Source organism: Chryseobacterium sp. Marseille-Q8038, from assembly GCF_965111995.1.
In genome coordinates this window covers 2,009,000-2,031,010 of the sequence record NZ_CBCOPN010000001.1, presented here as the reverse complement: position 1 = coordinate 2,031,010, position 22,011 = coordinate 2,009,000, and the positions used below count along the sequence as shown (strand labels likewise).

Here is a 22,011-nt window from a genome sequence, read left to right as displayed (position 1 = left end):
TTTATTTTTATCAAAACTTAAAAATGCAAGAACTGTCTCTGTCTTCAAAACTGAAGTACATTTTCTCTATTCCCGTTATTATTTCTGCCTTAGGCTATTTTGTAGATATTTATGACCTCCTTCTATTTGGGATTGTAAGAATTCCCAGTTTAAAAGCATTGGGACTTAATCCTGATGCAGACGGAACCTTTATTCTGAACTGTCAGATGGTAGGCCTTCTCATCGGAGGCGTGTTCTGGGGGATTTTCGGAGATAAAAAAGGGAGACTTTCTGTGCTGTTTGGATCTATTTTGGTTTATTCATTAGCCAATATTGCATGTGGCTTTCTTCCATATTTTCCGAAAGAGCATTTAGTGTATCAATATGCCGGTTTAAGGTTCATAGCGGGTATTGGGCTTGCCGGAGAGCTCGGAGCGGGAATTACCCTGGTTTCTGAGAGTCTGCCGAAGAATTTAAGAGCAATCGGAACCTCGGTGGTAGCTGGTTTCGGATTAATGGGTGCCGTAGTGGCACAGCTTACCGTAGAACTGGCCGGAGGCTGGAACATTTCTTACATCATCGGTGGGATCATGGGAATTATGTTATTGATACTAAGAATAAGCGTATCAGAATCCGGAATTTATAAGAATATAGAGCATAAAGATGTTTCAAAAGGAGATTTTTTATCTTTTTTTACCAATAAAGACCGATTGATCAGATATCTAAAATGCATCGCAGTAGGATTACCCACATGGTATTGCATTGGGATTCTGGCCGTTTTAGCCAATCAATTTGCTCCTGAATTAGGTATTACAGAGATCAACCCCGGAAAAGCAATTATGTGGGCCTATGTAGGTATTTCTGTAGGTGATTTACTAAGTGGTTTTATTTCCCATGCTTTGAAATCACGTAAAATGGCTATCTTTTATATGCTGATCTTTACTTTGATTGGAGTAGCTATTATGTTATTTGGAAACACAAATACAGAAACAAAATACTATTTGTTTTGTGTATGGCTGGGGTTTGGAACAGGTTACTGGGCGATGTTTGTAACACTGGCAGCCGAACAGTTCGGAACCAATATCAGAAATACCGCAACCACAACAGTTCCGAATATGGTAAGAGGACTGGTGCCGGTTATGATATTTGCTTTTGATTCCCTTAAAGGACATTTCCCTGTTGTGGAAAGTGCTGCAATAGTTGGTGTCGTGGTGTTTGGGCTTGCTTTTTATTCTTCACTTACGATTTCTGAAACCCATGACAGAGACCTTGAATTTACAGAATAATTTAAACTGTTTAAAAAAATACATAGAGGATTCCTTATTTTGAATATAATAATTAAGTTGTAATCAATAAATTATTAAATTTTGTATTGGTTTTTGTTGCGAGTGTTTAATATTTGTTTAACTTTGGAAGGTAACTAAAACTAAATTATTTAATTAAAACTAAATCTCACGAACATTATGAAAAACGCTAAAAAACTGAGAAAACAAGACTTGAAAAATATTACAGGAGGAATAAGCGGTAATCCGGATTTATCTCTTTGCGGATGCAGCTGCTCAGGATCTGTAACAGGACCTTGGTATTGTGTACAGTATATCGGTTGTCCGCAGGTATATACTTGTGGTGAAGCCGCAATCTAAAGAAAATTATTTCAATTAGAAATAAACATTTCCACATTTAATATGCAGCACCCTTTTGATATCAAAAGGGTGCTGCTCTTTTTAGTGGATTATGTAAAGAAGACTGCCAACACTTATGGTTATCCAAAGGATAACTGCCATAGCTAAAGGTTTTAATCCGATTGATTTCAGTGTTTGAATAGAAAGGGTGGAACCAATGAAAAATAAAGTCAGATTCAGTCCGGATTTTGCCAAAACAGTGATAGAAGCACTGAAACGATCCATAAAAGGAAAATAGGTATTCAACAGAATCGCCACAATAAAATACCCGATAAACCAGGGAATCTTTATTTTGGAATCTTTGCTTTTAAAAATGAACATGGTGATCAATGATACAGGGATGATCCATAAAGCACGCGCCAGTTTTACTGTAGTTGCTATTTTCAACGCTTCATCACCATATTTACTGGCAGCACCTACTACAGAACTCGTATCGTGAATTCCTACGGCACACCAAAGTCCAAACTGTTCCTGTGACAGATTCAGAAGATGTCCTATAGCCGGATAAACAAACAGCGCAATAGAATTTAAGGTAAAAACAATAGCCAGTGCAAGAGAAATCTGTTTCGTACTGGGTTTAATAATGGGAGATACGGCTGCAATGGCACTCCCTCCACAAATAGCTGTTCCTGCAGAGAGCAAATAAGATAAAGGCCTTTCCAGTTTAAATACTTTTCCCAGAAAATATCCCAAAACCATTACCGTAACAATACTTACAACCGTTAAGAGTAAACCTGTTTTTCCGGCGTGAAGCGCTTCGTCCAGCTTCAGCCCGAATCCTAAACCTACAATTGATATCTGTAATAGCAAATGAATATAATGATGAAGATGTTTTTCAAAAGGATTTCCGATAAAAACAGCCAGACCAAATCCCAATACAAGAGCTATAGGAGAAGAGATAAGCGGAGTAAGACATACTACTGCTAAAACAATAAAAAATACTTTCCGTGTCATTTCATTTTGAATGAAATCTTTCATAATGCGAACTTTTAAAATCTGCATCAAAATTCCGGAATTTAGTATTACAAAGTAAATCGTATTTTGTTATATTGGATAACTAAAAGTTATAAAGTAAAAAGTAAAAAGTAAAAAGTAAAAAGTAAAAAGTAAAAAGTAAAAAGTATTTCGGATAAGCACCTATAGTAGCTGGCAAATTATTAATACTTTTTACATGAATACTTTGTACATTATACAAATGATTTACTCTGCAAATCTCAGGAAAAGGCTGATCAGTTCAGATTGCTCGCCTTTAGGAAGGATAAAATGAAAATCCCTTTCAATACTAAAGTTTTTAATATCAATAACCGTCAGAATATTATTTTTCAGTTCATTCAGTATGGTGCTGATAGAAAGAAATGCCATGCATTCGGAATGGAGAAGATAATTTTTAATACTTTCACTGCTTCCAAGTTGCATAACGGTATTCAGTTCATGGATATTGATTTCCTTTTCTTTGAGTCTGTTGTGTATAAACTCAAGAGTACCTGAACCTTGTTCCCTGAAAATCAGATCCAGCTGATAGAGATCTTTTAAATTTAGGGTTTTATGGGCTAGAGCGTGGTCGGATTTTGCTGCCAAAACAATTTCATCAGGCTTAAAAGTCCTGTATTCAAAGTAAGAAGACTGAGATTCGCCTTCAATAATACCCAGATCAATTTTTTCTTCTTTTAAAAGTAGGGAGATCGTTTCTGTATTTCCCGTAAGAAGCTCAATCTTGATATCTTTATAATAAGAATTGAATTTGGCTAAAATTTCAGGTAAAATGTACTGTGCAACGGTTGTACTGGCTCCAATAATCAGTTTTCCTTTATGCTGCTGATTGATTTGGCTGATCTCAAACTCCATATCACGGTAGATATTTCTGATCTTCTCTGCATGTTCAAACAGGATTTTCCCGCTTTGAGTCAGCTGAATAGAAGTTCCTTTTCGGTCAAATAACTTAGCACCTATCTGATTTTCAATCTCTTTAATATGTTTGGTAACAGCGGGCTGGGAAATATGAAGCTCTTCTGAAGCTTTCGTGAAACTTAATCGGGAAGCTACCGTATGGAAAACTTTTAATCTGTAATCGAACATGGGGTAAAATTACGAATTATAGTTGGAAACGGCGAAGGAGATGTTAGTGAGTTTGAGAGTGGGAGGGCTTGAGTGTAGCTGGGGTTGTGTTTTGAGATACGGGATTCGGGGTTTAAATTTGTAGGTAACCAGTAACTATCAACAAAAACAACTAGAAACTAGAAACAAAAAATAACCAGCAACTAAAAGACAACTTATAAAAAATCCGAAACAGACTTATCCTGCTGACTTTCAAATCGTCTGTTTTTCGCTTCTCCGATTTTCTGCTTCGTATAAATACTGTTGTGACCGGAAAGGAGATAAGAAACAACACAGGCAATAGCTACATAGACGCCACATTCAGCTCCGAATAATTCAATTCCCATCAGCGTACACGCTAAAGGAGTATTGGTAGTTCCGGCAAATACCGCTACAAAACCCATTCCTGCCAATAATCCGAACGGAAGCGGAATAAAAAGAGATAAAGCACTTCCTAAAGTAGCGCCAATAAAGAACAGGGGAGTTACTTCTCCACCTTTAAATCCGGCGGATAATGTCACAATGGTAAGAATCATTTTTAAAGCAAAATCATACAAAGGAAGCTGTTTTTCAAAAGACTCTACAATTACAGGAACTCCCAATCCAATATAACGGGTTGTGCCCATTGCAAAAACAGCAAGCGCAATAATAATTCCCCCCACAACAGGGCGAAACGGAGGATATTTGATTTTTGATTTGAAAACAGAGCTCATCCAGTGGATCATTTTGCTGAAAGCTGCGGCGCATATTCCAAAAGCTATTCCTGCCAGAATACTGTAGAGAACTGGCAAAAACTCAAGCTTTGGAATAAAATCAATATGATAATGGGTATGCTTTACATTCCAGAGATTGGTAGTCCAGTCGGCCAGAATTGCAGAAGCGAAGGCAGGAAAGATGGCATTGTAACGAATTCTTCCGATCAGAAAAACCTCAAGTCCAAAAACGGCACCTGCCAGTGGAGTTCCGAATACAGAGCCAAATCCGGCTGCAATAGCTGCAATAATTAATATTTTTCTTTCATTTCTGTCCAACTTAAAAGGTCTGGTAAGCTGATCCGTGATAGCCCCTGCCATTTGAAGTGCCGTTCCTTCACGGCCTGCAGAGCCTCCGAAGAAATGGGTGACAATGGTTCCGAGATAAACAAAAGGCGCCATCTTAAACGGAATAATTCCCTTTGGTTCATGGATGGTATCAATGAGCAGATTGTTTCCAGCCTCAACATCTTTCCCGAAATAATAATAGAGAAGCCCAATCAGGAATCCCGCTGCTGGTAGCAAAGCAATCAGCCACAGGTGATTTTCCCTGAAGTTCGTTGCCCATTCTAAGGATTGAAGAAACCCTGCAGAAGCTGTTCCCACTAAAGTTCCAATAATTGTACTGATGCACAGCCATTTTAAAATATAGGGCAGAGCCGGAAACTTTCTGAAGAAAAAATGAGTGTGAAAAACTGCTTTTTTACCTAATGTTTTTTGGTTTTTTGACATGATAATCCTGATTAGTTATTTGTTAATAATCTTTTAATCAGGCGTCATCAGCTTTTGTAAAGCGGTTGGGTAAGGAAGAACACCATTTCCTTTTGTTTATGCAAATATAAAAAGAAGAATCTGTTTTTCAAAAAGAAATTCTTTGTTGCTGGTTGCTTTTTGTTGCTAGTTATTTTAGTTGCAAGTTGTGTTTGTTCCGAGTTCTGGAGTATATTAGTTTTGTGTTACCAATAATGTTAAACTCAAAACCTTTAGCTTTAAACTCTTAAACTCTCAAACTCCCTACAAAAACGGTTTCATCTCATCCTCAATCTGTGTTCTCAGTTCCATCAGGCGTTTAGCATATATTTCCTGCTGTTTTTCCTCTTCGGTTGTTGGGATCCATTTCGGTACAGGTAGTTTTTTTCCATTTTCGTCTACGGCAACAAAAACAATGATACAATGTGTTTTTTTCTCAAAGTTCGGCTGCTTCAGGTTTCTTGAAAAGACATTAATGGCAATATGCATGCTCGAAGTTCCTGTATAAATTACCTGAGCATCAACTTTTACCACTTCACCGATTTTAATAGGATCATAAAAACGGATTCCGCCCACATATATGGTGACAGAATAATTCCCACTCCAGGTTGTCGCACATGCATAACCGGCCTGGTCAATCCATTTCATAACACTTCCTCCATGTACATTTCCTCCGTAATTAACATCTGAAGGCTCCGAAATAAACTGAAAAGTAATAGGCTTGTTCTGCATCTTTATAAAATTTGAATAAAGTTATTTAATAATTTCCAAAGTTTTAGATTAAATCCTACTTTTGAAAGACGAAACTTTCAATGAAAGAGAATTTTAACAATAACAGATTTAGAAACCGTAATGAAGAAAGTATTTTATCTCAACACATGTGATACCTGCAGAAAAATTTTAGCGCAATTTGACCTTACAGAGTGGGAGCTTCGCGAAATTAAAAAAGAGCCGATCACGAAAGAAGAATTGGCAGAAATGCATAAAAAAACAAAATCATACGAAGCTTTATTCAGCAAAAAATCTACTCAGATCAAATTGAGAGGTTTGGATGTAAAATCTTTGACAGAAAAAGACTTTAAAGAATTGCTTCTGGATCATTATACCTTTTTGAAAAGACCTGTTTTTATTACAGATAAGGAGATTTTCGTAGGAAATGATAAGAAAAATGTAGAAGAACTGCAGAAATTCTTTGGTGTACATGAATGAAATATCTGATTTCCATATTGCTTTGTCTTGCCGTCAGTGTAAAAGGACAGACGGTTTACAGAACTCCTTCGGGTACAAAGTTTCATACATCATCATGCAGAATGGTGAAAAATGTTTCTTCCAGCCTGTCTGTAAATAAAGCTCTGGAACTTGGACTTCAACCTTGTAAGATCTGCAATCCTGGACAATCATCAGGATATGAAATGGTTTCCAGCCCTAAAAAAGTGAATGGTATCAATAAAGGAAATCAATGCTTGGGAACAACCAAAAAAGGAACCAGATGTAAGCACTATACCAGCATTGGTAATGACTATTGCTTTCAACATGTTCCAAAATAAATTTTATCTGTAATTTGTGATTTGTTTCAATTGGTTAATTATTAAATACTTAACTTTATAATTGCCAAAAAATAAAATCATGACTAAAAACTTTTCAAAAACAAAGAACCTTAACAGATCAGCCTTAAAGGAAATTAACGGCGGACTAAGACCTCCTCTGGTAAACTGCTTTACACTATGTGGACCTGCAGGTGGAGTAATTTCGAATACACCCGGAGTAGGTGACGCCTGTTCACCAGACAGAAAGATCTGCTGTATCTGCTATTAAATTAAAAAGAGTCCATGATTATCACGGACTCTTTTTTTGTTCTTATACTTAAAACACTTATACAAAAGGAGCTTTCACCACTTTTGCAGGAATGTTTTTGTTTCTTACCTGAATGAAGATTTCAGAACCTAATTTGAAATGAGGTTTGTCTACATAAGCAAGACCTAAACCAACTTTCTTCATTGGAGACTGTGTTCCGGAAGTTACTTTCCCGATTACATTCCCTTCAGCATCTACTACAGGATAATCATGTCTTGGAACTCCTTTATCTGTAAGTTCAAAACCCACTAATTTTCTTGTAACACCTTCTTCTTTTTGTTTTGCGAAAACATCTTTAGAAACGAAGTCTTTATCAAACTTAGTGATCCATCCTAAACCAGCTTCAATTGGAGAGGTGGTATCATCGATATCATTTCCGTAAAGGCAGAATCCTTTTTCCAGTCTTAAAGTATCTCTGGAAGCCAATCCACAAGGAATAATTCCTTCTTCTTTACCTGCTTCCATTACAGCATCCCAAAGTTTTTCAGCACTTTCGTTATTGAAATAAATCTCAAAACCACCGCTTCCTGTGTATCCTGTGTTTGAAATGATCACATTATTTTCTCCAGCAACACTTCCTACTGTGAAGTGATAGTAAGGAATTTCTGAAAGGTTTACTTCGGTAAGTTTCTGAAGGATTTCAGTAGCCTTAGGTCCCTGAACTGCTAATAATGACATTTCATCAGAAGCATTGGTCATTTTAGTCCCGAAAGTATTGTATTTTGAAATATGATTCCAGTCTTTGTCGATGTTAGATGCATTAACTACTACAAAATATTTGTCATCTTCCATTTTGTAAACGATAAGGTCATCTACAATTCCGCCGTTTTCGTTAGGAAGACAAGAATACTGAGCTTTTCCGTTTTCTAGTGCATCTACATTATTGGTAGTTACAAACTGTAAAAGATCTTTTGATCCTGGCCCTTCGATGAAAAACTGTCCCATGTGGGAAACATCAAATAATCCTGCTTTTTCTCTTACTGCAAAGTGCTCTTCTGTAACCCCTGAATATTGAACAGGCATTTCAAAACCTGCGAAAGGTACGATCTTAGCTCCCAAAGAAACATGTTTGTCGTACAAGGCTGTTTTCTTCATATTTAATTTTTATTTCTTTATTTTAAAACTGTTAAAAGTCTCATTGAATAGGGTCATATAGTTTCCGTTCCAGAACTTCTGGCCACAGTTGATGGAAACTAAATATAAGTTTTTGTCTTTTTGAAAAGCTTTGGTGATCCAGAAAAGCTTTTCCTTTTCATCAAAGTGTTCATACAGATATTCTGTATATCCTTTCTGGCTCTTTTTTTCTTTTACTTTTTTCTCTTCATCTTTCGATTGATAAAGGGCAAGGATGAATTTTTTCACTTCATCTTTTGGAAGGGGAAGATCATGATATTCCGAAATCGTAACAGCACCTATCTGGCTGGTAGGGAAAATATTAATAATCTCACTGTCATTCGTAGATTTCCAGCCCTCCGGAATCGTAATGGAGTAATTGGAATTTTCATATACTTTTGCTTTTTGGGCAAAAAACAGACTTCCCGTTAAAAGCGCAGAAAAAAACAATATTTTTTTCATTATTAAAAATGGTGTTTATATTCTTCCAGAATGATTTTGAACCACTCCGTAAAGTTTTCAGGATGTTCAGCAATTTCTTTATCCAGATTTTCAGGAGTAATGAATCGTACTTCTTCCACTTCTTCTTTATTTAAATTGAAATCCGCTTCATGATTTCCTACAAATACATGATCCAGCTCGTGCTCCCAAAGGCCTCCACCTACATCTGCTTTGTAAATAAAATTGAATTTTTCTGAAAGTTCCGCCTCAATTCCCAATTCTTCTCTTAATCTGCGCACAGCTCCTTCCTGATAAGTTTCCCCTTCTCGTGGGTGCGAGCACACAGCATTGGTCCATTGGCTAGGAGAATGATATTTTCCTGAGGCTCTTTTCTGAAGAAGCATTTCTCCCTTACTGTTAAAAAGAAATACAGAAAAAGCACGGTGTAACAGGCCATTGATGTGAGCCTGCTGTTTTTCCATCAGTCCTAAAACTTCATCTTCAGGATTTACTAAAACAACATATTCTTCCATTCCTACAAATGTAAGAGTAATAAATGTATTTTGGAAATTTTTAGATAAACATCATGCTTTTTATAATAATGATAATAAAGTAAACAAAGCTTGCCGATAAATTGATCAATTGGCTGATCTGTTTTTTACAATCTCAGCTTTCTCAGCTTAAAAAGAAAACGCAAAACGAAAAATTTTAACTATTTCGAAGGAAATAATTAATAAAATATTGAAATTATTCTTTAAATAGTAGTTTTTATAGTATAATATTAACATAAACTAAGATTAACGTGCCTGATAGTTGTAAAAACGCTAACTTTGTTACTTAATATTTAGTAATGGAATTAGAATACATTGAACACATTAGTCCTATTCTAAAGGATGGAATAAAAAATTACTTAATAGATATCGACGGAACCATTACTGATGATGTTCCCAACGAAGAGCCGGAAAGAATGGTGACCTGCGAACCTTATCCTGATGCTCTGGAAACAATCAACAGATGGTATGACGAAGGACATCAGATCTGCTTTTTTACTTCAAGAACCGAGAATCTAAAACAAATCACTATCGACTGGCTGGATAAGCATGGCTTCAAATACCATAGCGTGCTTTGCGGAAAACCAAGAGGCGGAAATTATCACTGGATAGACAACCACCTGGTAAGAGCTACAAGATATAAAGGAAGATTTACGGATTTGGTTGAAAAGCAAGTAACCATTGAAGTATTCAAAGAAGACGGCGAATAAAAATATAATTTAAAGATTTAAAAATTAAATGGAAATCAGTTCCTTTAATTTTTAAATCTTTCATTTTTTAATATACTTGATATTTTATGAAAGTTTTAGCAAATGACGGCCTTGATCAATCTGGAATAGATGCATTGACAGAAAAAGGCTTTGAGGTTATCACTACAAAAGTTCCACAGGAGTTTTTAGTAGATTATATTAACGAGCACAAAATCCGCACCCTGCTGGTGAGAAGTGCTACACAGGTAAGAAAAGATATTATTGACGGATGTCCATCCATTGACATTATTGGTAGAGGAGGTGTTGGTATGGATAATATTGATGTAGATTATGCAAGAGAAAAAGGGATCCATGTGATCAATACGCCTTCAGCTTCTTCAGAATCGGTGGCTGAACTTGTTTTTGCTCATTTGTTTTCAGGAGCAAGATTCCTTCAGGATTCCAACAGAAAAATGCCTTTGGTAGGAGATACTGAATTTGGAGGCCTTAAAAAAGCTTATGCAGCCGGTATTGAATTAAGAGGAAAAACAATTGGTATTGTTGGAATGGGAAGAATCGGACAGGAAGTGGCAAGAATTGCTTTAGGACTTGGAATGAGAGTGGTAGCAGCCGATAATAATGTTGGGAAAGCAAGTATTAAGGTGAAATTTTACAACAACCAGTTCATCAATGTTGACATAGAAACAGAACCGTTACAGGAAGTTTTAAAACATTCAGACTTTATTACGCTGCATGTTCCGGCACAGAAAGACGGTTATATGATTGGTCAGAATGAATTTGAAATAATGAAAGACGGTGTGGCTATTGTCAACTGTTCAAGAGGTGGAGTTATTGATGAGACAGCTTTAATTCAGGCTTTAGATTCAGGTAAAGTAAGATTTGCCGGATTAGATGTTTTCATTAATGAGCCAACTCCTTCTAAGGAAATTCTTACTCATTCTAAAATCTCTCTTACCCCTCACACGGGAGCTTCTACCCTTGAAGCACAGGATAGAATCGGGCTTTCTCTTGCAGAGCAGATTTCAAGTATCTTACAGATTCAATAATTTGAAATGATATAATCTAATAAAAGCACCTCAATAGGTGCTTTTATTGTAAAACTGTTTATACAGCTTATATATTTTTACTTTTCAATAAATCTCTGATCTCGGCCAGTAATTTTTGATCTTCCGTAGGTCCTGCAGGAGCCGGAGCATCTTTTTTGTTTACTTTGTTAGCCAGTTTAATGATCCAGAAAAGAACCATTGCAATACAAAGGAAACTGATTACTGCTGAAAGGAAATTCCCGTAAGCAACACCATTCCATGTAAGTTTTGCGATGTTTTCTGCACCGGCTGCTTTCAATGCCGGATTTAATATCAGAGGCGTGATTACATCTTCTACCAAAGACGAAACAATTTTTCCAAATGCTGCCCCAATGATCACACCGACAGCAAGATCGAGAACATTACCCTTAAAGGCAAACTCTTTAAATTCCTTTACAAATCCCATAATTTATATTTTTTTTAATTAGTATATACACAAAAATATAATTAAAAAACGTAAAGAACACTACGTTTTATAGTTTTTTATTCCCAAAATATTGAATTTTATGCCGAATTTCTATGATCTGTTTTAATGAATATTTTGGCTTTGTGTCAATATCTTATTTCATTAATGATGAGTTTTTATTTTTATTAATGACGTGATATCATAATGAAAAATCTTTTGTAATTTGCTTAAAAGTTGATTTGCCTATGAAAGTTTTCACTGCAGAACAGATACGCAGCTGGGATCAGTTTACGATTTCTCAGGAGCCGGTTTCTTCCATTCAATTAATGGAAAGGGCTTCAATGGTTTTGGCTCATTGGATCTCAGAACATTGTAAAAACCATAAAAAACTGGCCGTATTTTGTGGCAAAGGAAATAATGGAGGTGATGGATTGGCTGTTGCAAGAATACTTTATCTGAAAGGTTTTGATGTGGATGTGTTTATAAGCGATTCTAAAATAAAATTTTCGGAAGATGCTTCTGTTAATCTGAAAAGACTCCGGGATTTGTCAGGAATTTCAGTCAGGAAGTTTGATCAAAATGAATATTATAATTTTGATGATAAAACAATTATTGTAGATGCTCTTTTCGGAACAGGATTGTCCAGACCGTTGGAAGGAGAATACAAAACGCTTGTTGAACAGTTGAATACCAAAAAGAATATTAAAATATCCATTGATATTCCTTCCGGGTTATCTGCTGATGAAATGTTTACCCATGATTCTGTTATTCTGAAAGCCGATTATACGCTCACTCTTCAATGCTGGAAACGCACTTTTCTACATCCGGAAACAGGAAAGTATACCGGAAAAGTAGAAGTATTGGATATTGATTTAGGTCAGATATACGCTGATACAACTGATTCTGAATATTCAGTTATTGATGATCAGCAGGTAGGATCCATATTCATTCCGAGACAGGAATTTTCCCATAAAGGCAGCTATGGTAAGGCGGTTATCATAGGAGGAAGCTATGGGAAAATAGGTGCGGCAGTGTTGGCAACACGATCAGCTTTAAGAACCGGAGCAGGGCTTACTTTTACGCTGGCTCCGGAGTGCGGCTACGAAATTTTACAGATTTCATGTCCTGAAGCTATGTTTATAAAAGGAGGAGAGAAGGTCATGACAAATTTTGAATTTGACAAGGATTTTACCTGTGGCATAGGGCCTGGCCTGGGAACTCATCCCGATACTGAGAAAAGCTTTCTGAATTTTCTGAAAAACTACTCCCAACCTTTGATATTGGATGCCGATGCTTTGAATATCCTTTCAAAAGATCCAAAATATTTAGAATTAATTCCTAAGAAATCCATTATTACTCCTCACCCGAAAGAGTTTGAAAGGCTTTTTGGAAGTACAGATCATTCTTTTAAAAGACTTGAATTAGCAAGGGAAAAAGCAGAGGAACTGGATATTTATATTGTATTGAAGGATCATCACACACAAGTCATTACTCCACAAAGAAATGTGTTTTATAACATAACGGGAAATGCCGGTCTTGCAAAAGGAGGAAGTGGAGACATTCTTACCGGAATTCTGACCTCGCTTTTAGCGCAGAGATATTCTCCGGAGCAAGCCTGTATTCTGGGTGTTTGGTTACATGGTAGAGCAGCCGATATTGCTTCTGAAAGACATTCAAAAGAATCTATGATGCCTACAGATGTCATTGATGAATTAGGGACTGTTTTTGAAGAGCTGAACAGGAAAGCAGAGAGGAATCTGTAATAACTTTAAGATATTAAAAAAGGCAAATCCGTATTTCTACAAATTTGCCTTTTTATTTTTTTAGCTCTAGTGGCTTATTCCGGCTTCTCGTTTTCAGCCTGAGTGATCTTAAATTTCTTGGAAACAATCATAATGACAACTCCTGCAATCATAAATGGAATAGAAAGAACCTGGCCTGTATTAAGACCACCTATCTGGATGAATTCATCGCCTTGTGGCTCTTTAAGGAACTCAACGAAGAATCTGATGGCCCAAAGAATGATAAAGAACAAACCGAATAACCATCCCTGTTGGTATTTTTTATCTGTTTTTCTATAAAGTATCCATAATAAAATGAATAGTAGAACATATCCTACCGCCTCAAATAACTGGCTTGGATAACGGGGTACAGTAAGCCCATACTCACTGCTCTGTTGTGGAAAAAGCAAAGCAAACGGAGAATTTGGATCAGCTGGTTTACCTACAATTTCAGAATTGAAAAAGTTCCCCATTCTTACAAATGCGCCTCCCAAAGCAACTACAATCCCCAATCTGTCATATACCCAGAATGGATTTTTTCTGATGATTTTAAATGAATAATAAAGCGTGGTGAAAATCAAAGCGATTGTTGCACCATGGCTCGCCAAACCTGAAAATCCTGTGAATTTTAAACCATTTTTTGTGCTTATTGGTAAAAATACACTCCAGAAATCCTCTTTAAATAATTCCGGCTGATAAAAGATAACATGTCCTAATCTTGCTCCAAGTATAGTTCCGATTAATGTCCATGTGAACAAAGGTTCCAGGTATTTTTGGTTAACATGATCAATCTTAAAGATTCTTGTCATTAAAATATATCCGAAACCAAAGGCAAATACAAACATTAAACTATAAAAATGAAGGGTAAATGATCCGATATGAATACCTTTCGAAGGATCCCATATTTTAAATGAAGTTTTAAGTTCTACTTTATCAGCATCAGTGATTGGTTTTACTGACTTTACAGCATATTTGAAAGTGGTAATGTTTTCTTGGGTAACTGCAGTATCAATAAGTTTGAAGTTTTTATCAAAAAACTGGTACTTTGAATCTTTGTACTTCGCTAAAGTGGAAGCACCATAGTTATAATAAGCAGGTTCAAAATTGGATTCATTAAGGATCACAACAAAAGATTGGTTCTTGTCTGATTCTCTGTCCGGAAAAGCCGTAAGGTCTCCCATTTCTGTAGTTGAATAGATTTTTACAGGAACATTGCTTCCATTGATATCTAAAGTCCCGTCAGATAAACCTCCAGGGTATTCCTGTGCAAAAAAAAGCTGCGTTGTAAACGCAAACAGCACAAGATAGATTCTGAAAAAGATAGTATTCATTTTTCTATTGATTTAATAGTTTGATTATTGACATTTATGTTTGGGTGGAACAGGGTCATAACCGCTTCCTCCCCATGGGTGGCATCTTAAAATCCTTTTAAATCCCAGCCAGAAACCTTTAAAAACACCATGTACCTGAAGTGACTCAATCATATAGTGAGAGCAGGTAGGTTCGTAGCGGCAGTTTTTGGGAAGTAAGGGCGAGATGAACCATTGGTAAAATTTGATCAGAATTACCAGTGGAAATGTAATGATTTTATTGAATGTAAGTTTCAAAACAATGCAAAAATAGGGTAAAAAAATGAAAATTAGTTTAAATTTGTTATAAGTTTCGGAGATCAGAAATCCGGAACTTTGATCTTAAAAAATAGAATTACTTTGAACCAAAATATTCCATTAGCTGAAAAATTAAGACCCAAAACCCTGAATGATGTATTGGGGCAGGAGCACCTTACCGGAGACAAGGGAACAATTCGAAAAATGATTGAAAACAATGCCTTGAATTCACTGATATTCTGGGGACCTCCGGGAACCGGGAAAACTACGCTGGCTGAAATTGTCTCGGAGCAGTCGGGGAGAAAATTCTATAAACTGTCTGCGGTTTCTTCAGGGGTGAAAGAGGTGCGTGATGTGATTGAGGATGCCAAAAAGCAGAATCTGTTTTCAGGAAAATCACCGATTCTTTTTATTGATGAGATTCACAGGTTTAATAAGTCTCAGCAGGATTCATTACTGCATGCAGTAGAAAAAGGCTGGATTGTTTTGATTGGAGCCACTACAGAGAATCCAAGCTTTGAGGTGGTTTCGGCTTTGCTTTCAAGAAGTCAGGTGTATATTTTAAAGGCTTTGAGTTACGAAAAACTTGAAGAATTGATCGATATTGCTTCTGGAAGATACAATAAAGATGAAGGAACAGATTTTACCATCCTTGAAAAAGAAGCTTTCATTCAATATTCCGGAGGGGACGCCAGAAAACTTATTAATTCCGTAGAATTGGTTTTGAATCAATATAAAAACTCTGATACAAAGGAAATTCTTAATTCAGATGTTCTTGAAGTCCTTCAGGAAACTATGGCGCTGTATGATAAAAACGGAGAGCAGCATTATGATATTATTTCAGCCTTTATCAAATCGATGCGTGGTGGTGATCCGAACGGAGCGGTGTACTGGCTGGCGAGAATGATAGCCGGAGGTGAAGATATCAAGTTTATTGCAAGAAGAATGCTTATTCTGGCAGCTGAGGATGTAGGGCTGGCCAATCCAAATGCTTTGGTGGTTGCCAATAATTGTTTTCAGGCGATTAATGTAATCGGGAATCCTGAAGCAAGGATTATATTAAGTGAAACGGCTGTATATCTGGCGGTTTCTCCTAAAAGTAATTCAGCATATATGGCCATCAATGAAGCGCTGGCTTTAGTGAAACAAACAGGAAATCTGCCTGTGCCACTTCATTTGAGGAATGCCCCAACAAAACTCATGAAAGATCTGGATTACGGAAAGGAATATAAATATGCCCATTCTTATGAAGGGAACTTTGTAGAACAGGACTTCCTTCCGGAAGAAATCAGGAATGTGAAACTGTATGAACCTGGTAATAATTCTACAGAAAAGAAAATTTATGAAGAGCTTAAGAAAAAGTGGAACAATAAATATTAAAATAAAAAGGATGCTGTTGTAAGCATCCTTTTTTATGGTATTAATTTTCGGTAGTGTAAATAAATAATGTTTTCTTACCGTTGTAATCTTTTGTTTCCGTTCTTTTCTTGATTTCAGGATAAATTACGGTACTTGTGTCTGTAAATTCATACCCATCAATAAATACAGGATTATTTGCCGGGATATTATATTGTACATTGATGTCAGATAATGGCATTCTGTCAAATATATTTTCTCCGTTTTTGAATTTATATTCAGTTAACCCTTTTGTAAAAACAGAACTGTATTTTTTTAAACTTTGCGGAAGGCTTGCCGGAGTATTGTATACTTTTGAAACCTGCAATACGTTCTTTCTTGTATTGAACAATTCTACTGTTCCAATAGCGTTGTCAGCCACTGCAAACTTCACAGCAGGATTTTTTTGCTGTGCAAATAAAGTAGCGGAGGATAGTATTAAAAAAGAATAGAGTAATTTTTTCATAATCAGAATATGTAACTGTTAAAAACGTGATAAATATAGTTATTTTTTATAAAATTTGAATAAAATCTTGAATTGTTTTAAACTTTATTTAGAAATAAAAACTTTTACCCTGATTATCAGTCTGCGCTTTCTTCAGTTTTGTCTTTTTTATCCATCATATTTTTGATCATATTTTTCAGGCGCTGGAAAGTGAAAGAACTCAATAATAAAATAATTCCGAGCACAATGAATGCGCTGATTCTTGAAATATTGTCCATTTGCCATACATCGTAACCATAAAGCTTTAATACCATGAGCCCTATCAGTGCAAAACCAATTTTGTTATATTCCTGAATATCTTTTTTCAAACCATTATAAATAAAAATACTGGCAAGAATTGTCCATATAATAGGAAGATAAAGAATATTAAAATGTTCACTTGCTTCATAAGACTGGGGAAGGCTATGGGAAACCATTACAATATAAGAATGGTGCAGTTCGCAACTTACAGAGATGATAAGTGCCAAAGACAGTATCCAGTATGAAATCTGTTGTTTGTGAAACGCAGAAGAAGGAATGATTTTATAACCTATATAGATAAAAGGTATCCATTGTATCAGATGTAAAAAATAGAAACTTATATGTAATTTTTTTGTTAGAATAGCTGTGATAACGGGTGGTGTAGAAGCGGATGTATTAATAATCAGCAGGAAAAAAAACAAATAAATCAGGAGAGTCTGAATGTCATTTCTGATATTCAGTGGTTTTCTGAAAAGTAATAAGATGAAAATATAATAAATACTGAATAAAAGTCCCACGCTGGTAATCACTGACCATGGCATTTCCGAAATGTGATACGTGATTTCAAGAAGGAAAGTAATATAAATAACTCCGTAGCTGATGACCGTAATAAGATCTTCAACAATGTTATTGGCCTTCCCTTGTAGTTCTTTCGCCGTATTCCTTAATAAATATAAATTAATCATGATGGAAACTATGGTAAACGAACTGGTAATAAACGGAGGATTGAATATAATATTGAAATCTTTTGTCCCAAAATACTCTGTCCAGGTTACAAGTTGTGCGATCATAACTAATGGAAACAGAATGTAAAAGAAAATTTTAAAAATCCTATGACCTGTTTTTTTCCATATAAAAAGAAGGAGAGTAGCTTCTATTGCCCAAATACTGGTGATGAGATGGGTTTTAAACTGAATGGCAATCGCAATGGTTATAAGACTGGTAACAAGCCCTGCGAATACAGAATAAGCAACTCCAAAGTTTTTGCGGGTATATTCCCTAAACAGAAGGATGGAATTTAAAGCAGCAAAAATAAGAGGGAAAATTATCGGAGGTTCATATTTTAGGGTATCAAAAATATAAAGCAGTCCTAAAATACTCGATAAATTTGAGAGGGCGAGTATTAAAATATCAGAGGTTGAAAGTATGCTTTTTCTGAAATAGTCGTGCAGGGCAAAAATGTAGAAAATCACATAGCTGATCAGATAAAAAGTAATGCTTAAAAGTTCAGGACTTTCATCGGTCCAGAAGAAAAGATAGCCTGTTGTAAAAATATAAGCGGTCCATCCCACACTTTTCCAGTGCTTCAGAAAAGAGGCTGCCAGCATTCCGGTGTTTAAAAGAGTAATATAAATAAACAGGAAAAGATAATTGCTTTGTCCTGTACTGATCATCAGAGGAGCTGTAAAACCACCTATAAGGGAAAAAATAATCAATACTTCACTTTTATAATAATAGGATAAGATGATAGAGGCTGCGGTAATCAGCGCAGTTATGACAAAGGCAGTATTTTGGGTAAACAGATGATATTCACGAAAGGCGATTGTGGCTGTAAAATATAAGACGGCAATTCCTCCTCCTGTAATGATGGAAGAGAAGGCTTGGTAATTTTTTCTCAGAAAATGTCCGGTTATGATAATTCCTGCTCCAGTACAGAAACCGATTCCTGCTCTTGCGGTTTCTCCAATCCAGTTTTTATCGATAGCATATTTTACGAAATAACCAATTCCAAGAACGAGGGTAAAAATACCAATGATGGTAAGTGCATTTTGTTTTAAAAAATCAAAAACAGGAGTTTGCCAGTCTTTTTGAACTGGTGTTGAGGTCTTTTCATTATCTTCAATATGTTTTGCCTCTTCATGATAAACCTGTTGGGGCTGTACCTGCTGTGAGATAAAAGTTTCTTCTGTTGGTGTTTTCTTATGAATGGCTTCAGTTGGAGCCGGAGAAGTATTATTGATTTTATTATTAAGATCAGAGATCTCCTTTTCAAGCTTTCTGATTTTGGTGTTCAGGTTGTTGAAAATAATGAAGATGATTATAAGGAGTATGACAGCAACAAATTCATTCATTTCATTAGTTTTTATCAAATATAAAGAAATGTTTGATATGCTCATTTAAAAAATTAACCCATCGCGGTATAAGCGATGGGTTAAATGGTATAGATAACTAACAATATGTTTTACTAGTTTGATACTTTGTAAATGTAGAATGATGCAATACTGGATCCCAATAATCCTACAGTGAAAACACCGGCATCGGTAAGTCCGAATGATATTTTATCACCCGCCTGGAATGAATACAAAGAGTGGATGTTGGAATCAGAAAGTGTTAAGTTAATTGCCAATGCAAGGTTAACACCACTGAAAGGACGACTGTCTATTATTGTTGATACTCCTGTTCTGGTTCTTGCGATACCGATTCCCGGAGTTCCTGATAATAGGGATGCCTGCAATCCTGTTCCATATCTGAATGCAAATCCCACAGCATATACACCGGTTGATGGGATATTATAAGAACCATCGCTATCTGAAAATAAAGCGGAGCTACCAATGTTTCGGTCGGCTGCTAAAAAGTTGACAGGCTGGAAAGATGCTGGGAAAGCTCCTACACTCAGAAGAGTGATGCCCGTTGTTTTTTTCGCAGCATATACAGAAGTATTTGTTCCTGATGCTGCTATTAATAGCGCTGGATCCACGCTGTAAACCTGAGTGCTTCCCTGGTTAATTGCTAAAACTTGATATCCGGGTAGTGCTGTAGCTGCGGGGGTATCACGAACTTTCAGAGTTCCGTTAACATCTAAAGTTGCAGATGGAGTAGCTGTATTGATACCGACTTGTGAGAATAATGGTAACGTTGCACATGCTAACATTAAGCTGTAAAGTTTAGTTTTCATGATCAAGATTTTTAATTAGTTGCTAAGCAAATATACAATAAAAATTATACTCTGCATTGTGATATTTTCAATTTTAATGTTAATATGATGTAATATATTTAAACATATGTTTATATTTTGATTGATATTTATACATAATTTAATTACGACTTATTATATTTACTTTTTATTTAACGTGTTGTTTATTAGTGTTTTATAAAAAGATAATTCTCTCTGTAGTGTGGGTTATTTTTTGTTTAAACAAAGGGAATTGTTGTGTGGTTATTTAGGTAGTTTTTTTTTTGAATTTTGTGTTTTTAAGAGCAGAAACGAAAAAACACCGCCTAAACGGCGGTGTTTTTTGTATAGGTTTATTGATTTTTTTCTAGCTCTGCAGAAGAAATTCTTTATAATTTCCAAGAAAATCAACATTGGCATTGAGGGATTTCAGCTCTTTTAGTGCGTTTTCATGCAAGACCTCTTTCCATGGACCTTCAACATTGATGAAGAAGAAATAATTTCCCAATCCGGTCTTTAAAGTTCTGGATTCAATTTTACTGAGATTCATTTTTCTCCACGCAAAAACAGATAAAACCTGATGCAGTCCACCAGGATGATCTTCAGGAAGGGTGATCAGCATTCCTGATTTTTCGCCCAGTGTTTCCAGTTGATCATTCTGATATGTATTCTGTTCCTTGGAAATGATGATAAATCGGGTGTGGTTCTGTTCAAAATCCTGAATATTACGGTTGATGATTTTTAAACCATACAAATTGGCGGCAAACTGGTTGGCTACTGCTGCAATAGGAGTGTCAGGATTCTCAGAAACAAATTTAGCGGCAGCGGCAGTTGAAGAGAAATCCTGTTTCGGAATCTCTTTATAGTGAGTATCCAGAAAATGAAAGCTCTGTGCAAGCGCCTGCGGGTGAGAGTATATTCTTTCAATATTCTCTATGGCGTTTTCCGGATGAATCATCAGGTGATGAGCAATAGGCATTACTGCTTCTGCTTCTATTTTAATAGACGGAGTCTTATATAAATAGTCCAGCGTCATAGATACGGTTCCTTCAATAGAGTTTTCCAAAGGTACAACCGCTTTTACTGCTTCTCCGTTTTCAACAGCATTAAAACAATCCAGAATACTGGCTTGTGGTAATAACTCTTCATTGGAGAATAGTTGGGCAGCGGCAAGCTGTGTAAAACTGGCATGAGGTCCCAAAAATGCAATCTTCATAATATATAATATAAGGGATGATTAAAATAAAGGTACAAAGGTGCGAATTAATTCATAAATAGAGTGCGTGTTGCGGGTTTGTTTTGTTATGGGTTGAGAGTTGCTGGTTTCTTTTGTTGCTAGTTTTTTTTTGTTGCTGGTTTGTTTTGTTATGGGTTGAGAGTTGCTGGTTTCTTTTGTTGCTGGTTTATTTTGTTATGGGTTGAGAGTTGCTGGTTTCTTTTGTTGCTAGTTTTTTTTGTTGCTGGTTTCTTTTGTTATGGGTTAAGTAGAGATAAATATATTAATTGCATTAAAAAATTCACCTTTCACCTGCGAAGCAAAATTCACCATTGACATCAATGGCCTTCCATCAATATTTTACAGGATATCTCCCTAATCCTTAATTCCTGCTACCTGATATCTACTACCTATCACCCCTCCTTCCAACTCTTCTCAATCATTTCCATCAGGAATTCCGGACACTTGATGACTTTGCTGGTTTTTGCATCCAAAAAGAATAGAGTAGTGGAAGCTTCTGTTATTTTAATATGCTCTTCATTGTAAATTTCATATTCAAATTCAATTCTTACACCCGGAATTTTTTTTACATACGTATGAATTTCTAATTTTTGATCATATAAAGCTGGGCGGATATATTTAATTTTATAGTCGGAAACGGGCAGCCAAATTCCTTGGTTTTCAATTTCATCGTATGAAATTCCTATGCTTCTGAAGAGTTCAACTCTCGCTACTTCGAAGTACGTTGCATAGTTTCCGTAGTATACATATTTCATCGGGTCTGTTTCCGCGTAACGTACTCGTATTGAGTGTGTTGTGTGTATCATTTTACGTGTTAAATTATACATACAAATATATTTTTAAATAATCAATACCTGCAATATTTTTTTTTGAAAAGAAAAAATTGGACCTTTGTCTTCCTTCTAAACACAGTACAAACAAAGAATAATCGGGGCT

Annotated in this window: 24 protein-coding genes and 1 riboswitch; of the genes, 9 read left to right on the top strand and 15 right to left on the bottom strand. The window is 35.9% G+C overall.

The window, feature by feature from the left end; translation table 11 throughout:
* Positions 1–23: 23 nt before the first annotated feature.
* Together ACWPWS_RS09435 and ACWPWS_RS09430 are read left to right on the top strand one after the other, a co-directional pair.
* Entirely contained in the window at positions 24–1,265 is a 1,242-nt protein-coding gene (locus ACWPWS_RS09435) for an MFS transporter (protein ID WP_209785224.1), read from the top strand.
* A gap of 177 nt (positions 1,266–1,442) precedes the next feature.
* Positions 1,443–1,622, top strand: coding sequence for a hypothetical protein (locus ACWPWS_RS09430; RefSeq protein ID WP_034695964.1), 180 nt, complete (start codon positions 1,443–1,445; stop codon positions 1,620–1,622).
* A gap of 81 nt (positions 1,623–1,703) precedes the next feature.
* Here the strand turns inward: ACWPWS_RS09430 and ACWPWS_RS09425 are convergent, their stop codons facing one another.
* From ACWPWS_RS09425 to ACWPWS_RS09410, 4 genes are all read right to left on the bottom strand, one after another.
* On the bottom strand, positions 1,704–2,639 hold the full coding sequence (locus ACWPWS_RS09425; protein ID WP_454046302.1) for a YeiH family protein: 936 nt from the start codon (positions 2,637–2,639) through the stop codon (positions 1,704–1,706).
* Between the two features lie 222 nt (positions 2,640–2,861).
* Entirely contained in the window at positions 2,862–3,737 is an 876-nt protein-coding gene (locus tag ACWPWS_RS09420) for a LysR substrate-binding domain-containing protein (protein ID WP_454046301.1), read from the bottom strand.
* Between the two features lie 194 nt (positions 3,738–3,931).
* The gene (locus ACWPWS_RS09415) at positions 3,932–5,239 is read right to left on the bottom strand and encodes a voltage-gated chloride channel family protein (protein WP_454046300.1); all 1,308 of its coding nucleotides are present in this window, start codon (positions 5,237–5,239) and stop codon (positions 3,932–3,934) included.
* A gap of 31 nt (positions 5,240–5,270) precedes the next feature.
* Positions 5,271–5,338: riboswitch (Fluoride riboswitch) on the bottom strand.
* 183 nt (positions 5,339–5,521) lie between these two features.
* Entirely contained in the window at positions 5,522–5,989 is a 468-nt protein-coding gene (locus ACWPWS_RS09410) for an acyl-CoA thioesterase (protein WP_454046299.1), read from the bottom strand.
* 120 nt (positions 5,990–6,109) lie between these two features.
* Here ACWPWS_RS09410 and ACWPWS_RS09405 point away from each other — a divergent pair, with 120 nt between their 5' ends.
* The 3 genes from ACWPWS_RS09405 to ACWPWS_RS09395 all read left to right on the top strand — a co-directional run bounded on the left by ACWPWS_RS09405 (position 6,110) and on the right by ACWPWS_RS09395 (position 7,072).
* Entirely contained in the window at positions 6,110–6,466 is a 357-nt protein-coding gene (locus tag ACWPWS_RS09405) for an arsenate reductase family protein (RefSeq protein ID WP_105683626.1), read from the top strand.
* Positions 6,463–6,804 carry a hypothetical protein gene (locus ACWPWS_RS09400; protein WP_454046298.1) on the top strand — a complete coding sequence of 114 codons (342 nt, stop codon included), beginning with the start codon at positions 6,463–6,465 and terminating at the stop codon, positions 6,802–6,804. The genes ACWPWS_RS09405 and ACWPWS_RS09400 overlap by 4 nt, the downstream gene beginning before the upstream one ends.
* A gap of 79 nt (positions 6,805–6,883) precedes the next feature.
* On the top strand, positions 6,884–7,072 hold the full coding sequence (locus tag ACWPWS_RS09395) for a hypothetical protein (protein ID WP_454046297.1): 189 nt from the start codon (positions 6,884–6,886) through the stop codon (positions 7,070–7,072).
* A gap of 57 nt (positions 7,073–7,129) precedes the next feature.
* Here ACWPWS_RS09395 and gcvT read toward each other — a convergent pair whose 3' ends face one another.
* From gcvT to idi, 3 genes are read right to left on the bottom strand one after another with little or no spacing between them, the layout of a single operon-like run.
* Positions 7,130–8,206, bottom strand: coding sequence for a glycine cleavage system aminomethyltransferase GcvT (gcvT, locus tag ACWPWS_RS09390; RefSeq protein WP_454046296.1), 1,077 nt, complete (start codon positions 8,204–8,206; stop codon positions 7,130–7,132).
* 9 nt (positions 8,207–8,215) lie between these two features.
* The gene (locus tag ACWPWS_RS09385) at positions 8,216–8,686 is read right to left on the bottom strand and encodes a hypothetical protein (protein WP_245169740.1); all 471 of its coding nucleotides are present in this window, start codon (positions 8,684–8,686) and stop codon (positions 8,216–8,218) included.
* Between the two features lie 2 nt (positions 8,687–8,688).
* Positions 8,689–9,198: an isopentenyl-diphosphate Delta-isomerase gene (idi, locus tag ACWPWS_RS09380; protein ID WP_105683621.1), complete on the bottom strand. Its 510-nt coding sequence runs from the start codon at positions 9,196–9,198 to the stop codon at positions 8,689–8,691.
* A 317-nt stretch (positions 9,199–9,515) separates the two neighbouring features.
* On the opposite strand from idi, the gene ACWPWS_RS09375 reads away from it, so the two are divergent.
* Together ACWPWS_RS09375 and ACWPWS_RS09370 are read left to right on the top strand one after the other, a co-directional pair.
* Positions 9,516–9,926, top strand: a complete 411-nt coding sequence (locus ACWPWS_RS09375; protein ID WP_002980498.1) for an LNS2 domain-containing protein — start codon at positions 9,516–9,518, stop codon at positions 9,924–9,926.
* Between the two features lie 86 nt (positions 9,927–10,012).
* Positions 10,013–10,972: a D-2-hydroxyacid dehydrogenase gene (locus ACWPWS_RS09370; protein ID WP_034695946.1), complete on the top strand. Its 960-nt coding sequence runs from the start codon at positions 10,013–10,015 to the stop codon at positions 10,970–10,972.
* Positions 10,973–11,039: 67 nt separating this feature from the next.
* On the opposite strand, the gene mscL is transcribed toward ACWPWS_RS09370, so the two are convergent.
* Positions 11,040–11,417, bottom strand: a complete 378-nt coding sequence (gene mscL, locus ACWPWS_RS09365; protein ID WP_309875416.1) for a large conductance mechanosensitive channel protein MscL — start codon at positions 11,415–11,417, stop codon at positions 11,040–11,042.
* Between the two features lie 245 nt (positions 11,418–11,662).
* Here mscL and ACWPWS_RS09360 point away from each other — a divergent pair, with 245 nt between their 5' ends.
* Positions 11,663–13,180 (top strand): NAD(P)H-hydrate dehydratase, encoded by a 1,518-nt coding sequence (locus ACWPWS_RS09360; RefSeq protein ID WP_454046295.1) that lies wholly within the window; start codon positions 11,663–11,665, stop codon positions 13,178–13,180.
* A gap of 74 nt (positions 13,181–13,254) precedes the next feature.
* Here the strand turns inward: ACWPWS_RS09360 and lgt are convergent, their stop codons facing one another.
* Both lgt and yidD read right to left on the bottom strand, forming a co-directional pair.
* Positions 13,255–14,103 carry a prolipoprotein diacylglyceryl transferase gene (gene lgt / locus ACWPWS_RS09355; protein ID WP_209789136.1) on the bottom strand — a complete coding sequence of 283 codons (849 nt, stop codon included), beginning with the start codon at positions 14,101–14,103 and terminating at the stop codon, positions 13,255–13,257.
* A gap of 450 nt (positions 14,104–14,553) precedes the next feature.
* Positions 14,554–14,805 carry a membrane protein insertion efficiency factor YidD gene (gene yidD, locus ACWPWS_RS09350; RefSeq protein ID WP_034695943.1) on the bottom strand — a complete coding sequence of 84 codons (252 nt, stop codon included), beginning with the start codon at positions 14,803–14,805 and terminating at the stop codon, positions 14,554–14,556.
* Between the two features lie 102 nt (positions 14,806–14,907).
* Here yidD and ACWPWS_RS09345 point away from each other — a divergent pair, with 102 nt between their 5' ends.
* Positions 14,908–16,185, top strand: coding sequence for a replication-associated recombination protein A (locus ACWPWS_RS09345; RefSeq protein WP_454046294.1), 1,278 nt, complete (start codon positions 14,908–14,910; stop codon positions 16,183–16,185).
* 40 nt (positions 16,186–16,225) lie between these two features.
* Here ACWPWS_RS09345 and ACWPWS_RS09340 read toward each other — a convergent pair whose 3' ends face one another.
* The 5 genes from ACWPWS_RS09340 to ACWPWS_RS09320 form a co-directional block, all read right to left on the bottom strand.
* A complete protein-coding gene (locus ACWPWS_RS09340; protein WP_454046293.1) occupies positions 16,226–16,666 on the bottom strand; it encodes a hypothetical protein in 441 nt (146 codons plus the stop codon).
* Between the two features lie 116 nt (positions 16,667–16,782).
* Positions 16,783–19,017 carry a DUF2339 domain-containing protein gene (locus ACWPWS_RS09335; RefSeq protein WP_454046292.1) on the bottom strand — a complete coding sequence of 745 codons (2,235 nt, stop codon included), beginning with the start codon at positions 19,015–19,017 and terminating at the stop codon, positions 16,783–16,785.
* A gap of 113 nt (positions 19,018–19,130) precedes the next feature.
* The gene (locus ACWPWS_RS09330) at positions 19,131–19,841 is read right to left on the bottom strand and encodes a hypothetical protein (protein WP_454046291.1); all 711 of its coding nucleotides are present in this window, start codon (positions 19,839–19,841) and stop codon (positions 19,131–19,133) included.
* A 364-nt stretch (positions 19,842–20,205) separates the two neighbouring features.
* Positions 20,206–21,054, bottom strand: a complete 849-nt coding sequence (gene pheA, locus ACWPWS_RS09325) for a prephenate dehydratase (RefSeq protein ID WP_454046290.1) — start codon at positions 21,052–21,054, stop codon at positions 20,206–20,208.
* Positions 21,055–21,467: 413 nt separating this feature from the next.
* Entirely contained in the window at positions 21,468–21,881 is a 414-nt protein-coding gene (locus ACWPWS_RS09320; protein WP_454046289.1) for an acyl-CoA thioesterase, read from the bottom strand.
* Positions 21,882–22,011 lie beyond the last annotated feature (130 nt).

Excerpts from the sequence above, each read along its gene's own strand:
- ACWPWS_RS09435 (WP_209785224.1), top strand. The coding sequence starts at position 24 with ATGCAAGAACTGTCTCTGTCTTCAAAACTGAAGTACATTTTCTCTATT.
- ACWPWS_RS09430 (WP_034695964.1), top strand. The coding sequence starts at position 1,443 with ATGAAAAACGCTAAAAAACTGAGAAAACAAGACTTGAAAAATATTACA.
- ACWPWS_RS09425 (WP_454046302.1), bottom strand. The coding sequence starts at position 2,639 with ATGAAAGATTTCATTCAAAATGAAATGACACGGAAAGTATTTTTTATT.
- ACWPWS_RS09420 (WP_454046301.1), bottom strand. The coding sequence starts at position 3,737 with ATGTTCGATTACAGATTAAAAGTTTTCCATACGGTAGCTTCCCGATTA.
- ACWPWS_RS09415 (WP_454046300.1), bottom strand. The coding sequence starts at position 5,239 with ATGTCAAAAAACCAAAAAACATTAGGTAAAAAAGCAGTTTTTCACACT.
- ACWPWS_RS09410 (WP_454046299.1), bottom strand. The coding sequence starts at position 5,989 with ATGCAGAACAAGCCTATTACTTTTCAGTTTATTTCGGAGCCTTCAGAT.
- ACWPWS_RS09405 (WP_105683626.1), top strand. The coding sequence starts at position 6,110 with ATGAAGAAAGTATTTTATCTCAACACATGTGATACCTGCAGAAAAATT.
- ACWPWS_RS09400 (WP_454046298.1), top strand. The coding sequence starts at position 6,463 with ATGAAATATCTGATTTCCATATTGCTTTGTCTTGCCGTCAGTGTAAAA.
- ACWPWS_RS09395 (WP_454046297.1), top strand. The coding sequence starts at position 6,884 with ATGACTAAAAACTTTTCAAAAACAAAGAACCTTAACAGATCAGCCTTA.
- gcvT (WP_454046296.1), bottom strand. The coding sequence starts at position 8,206 with ATGAAGAAAACAGCCTTGTACGACAAACATGTTTCTTTGGGAGCTAAG.
- ACWPWS_RS09385 (WP_245169740.1), bottom strand. The coding sequence starts at position 8,686 with ATGAAAAAAATATTGTTTTTTTCTGCGCTTTTAACGGGAAGTCTGTTT.
- idi (WP_105683621.1), bottom strand. The coding sequence starts at position 9,198 with ATGGAAGAATATGTTGTTTTAGTAAATCCTGAAGATGAAGTTTTAGGA.
- ACWPWS_RS09375 (WP_002980498.1), top strand. The coding sequence starts at position 9,516 with ATGGAATTAGAATACATTGAACACATTAGTCCTATTCTAAAGGATGGA.
- ACWPWS_RS09370 (WP_034695946.1), top strand. The coding sequence starts at position 10,013 with ATGAAAGTTTTAGCAAATGACGGCCTTGATCAATCTGGAATAGATGCA.
- mscL (WP_309875416.1), bottom strand. The coding sequence starts at position 11,417 with ATGGGATTTGTAAAGGAATTTAAAGAGTTTGCCTTTAAGGGTAATGTT.
- ACWPWS_RS09360 (WP_454046295.1), top strand. The coding sequence starts at position 11,663 with ATGAAAGTTTTCACTGCAGAACAGATACGCAGCTGGGATCAGTTTACG.
- ACWPWS_RS09340 (WP_454046293.1), bottom strand. The coding sequence starts at position 16,666 with ATGAAAAAATTACTCTATTCTTTTTTAATACTATCCTCCGCTACTTTA.
- ACWPWS_RS09335 (WP_454046292.1), bottom strand. The coding sequence starts at position 19,017 with ATGAATGAATTTGTTGCTGTCATACTCCTTATAATCATCTTCATTATT.
- ACWPWS_RS09330 (WP_454046291.1), bottom strand. The coding sequence starts at position 19,841 with ATGAAAACTAAACTTTACAGCTTAATGTTAGCATGTGCAACGTTACCA.
- pheA (WP_454046290.1), bottom strand. The coding sequence starts at position 21,054 with ATGAAGATTGCATTTTTGGGACCTCATGCCAGTTTTACACAGCTTGCC.
- ACWPWS_RS09320 (WP_454046289.1), bottom strand. The coding sequence starts at position 21,881 with ATGATACACACAACACACTCAATACGAGTACGTTACGCGGAAACAGAC.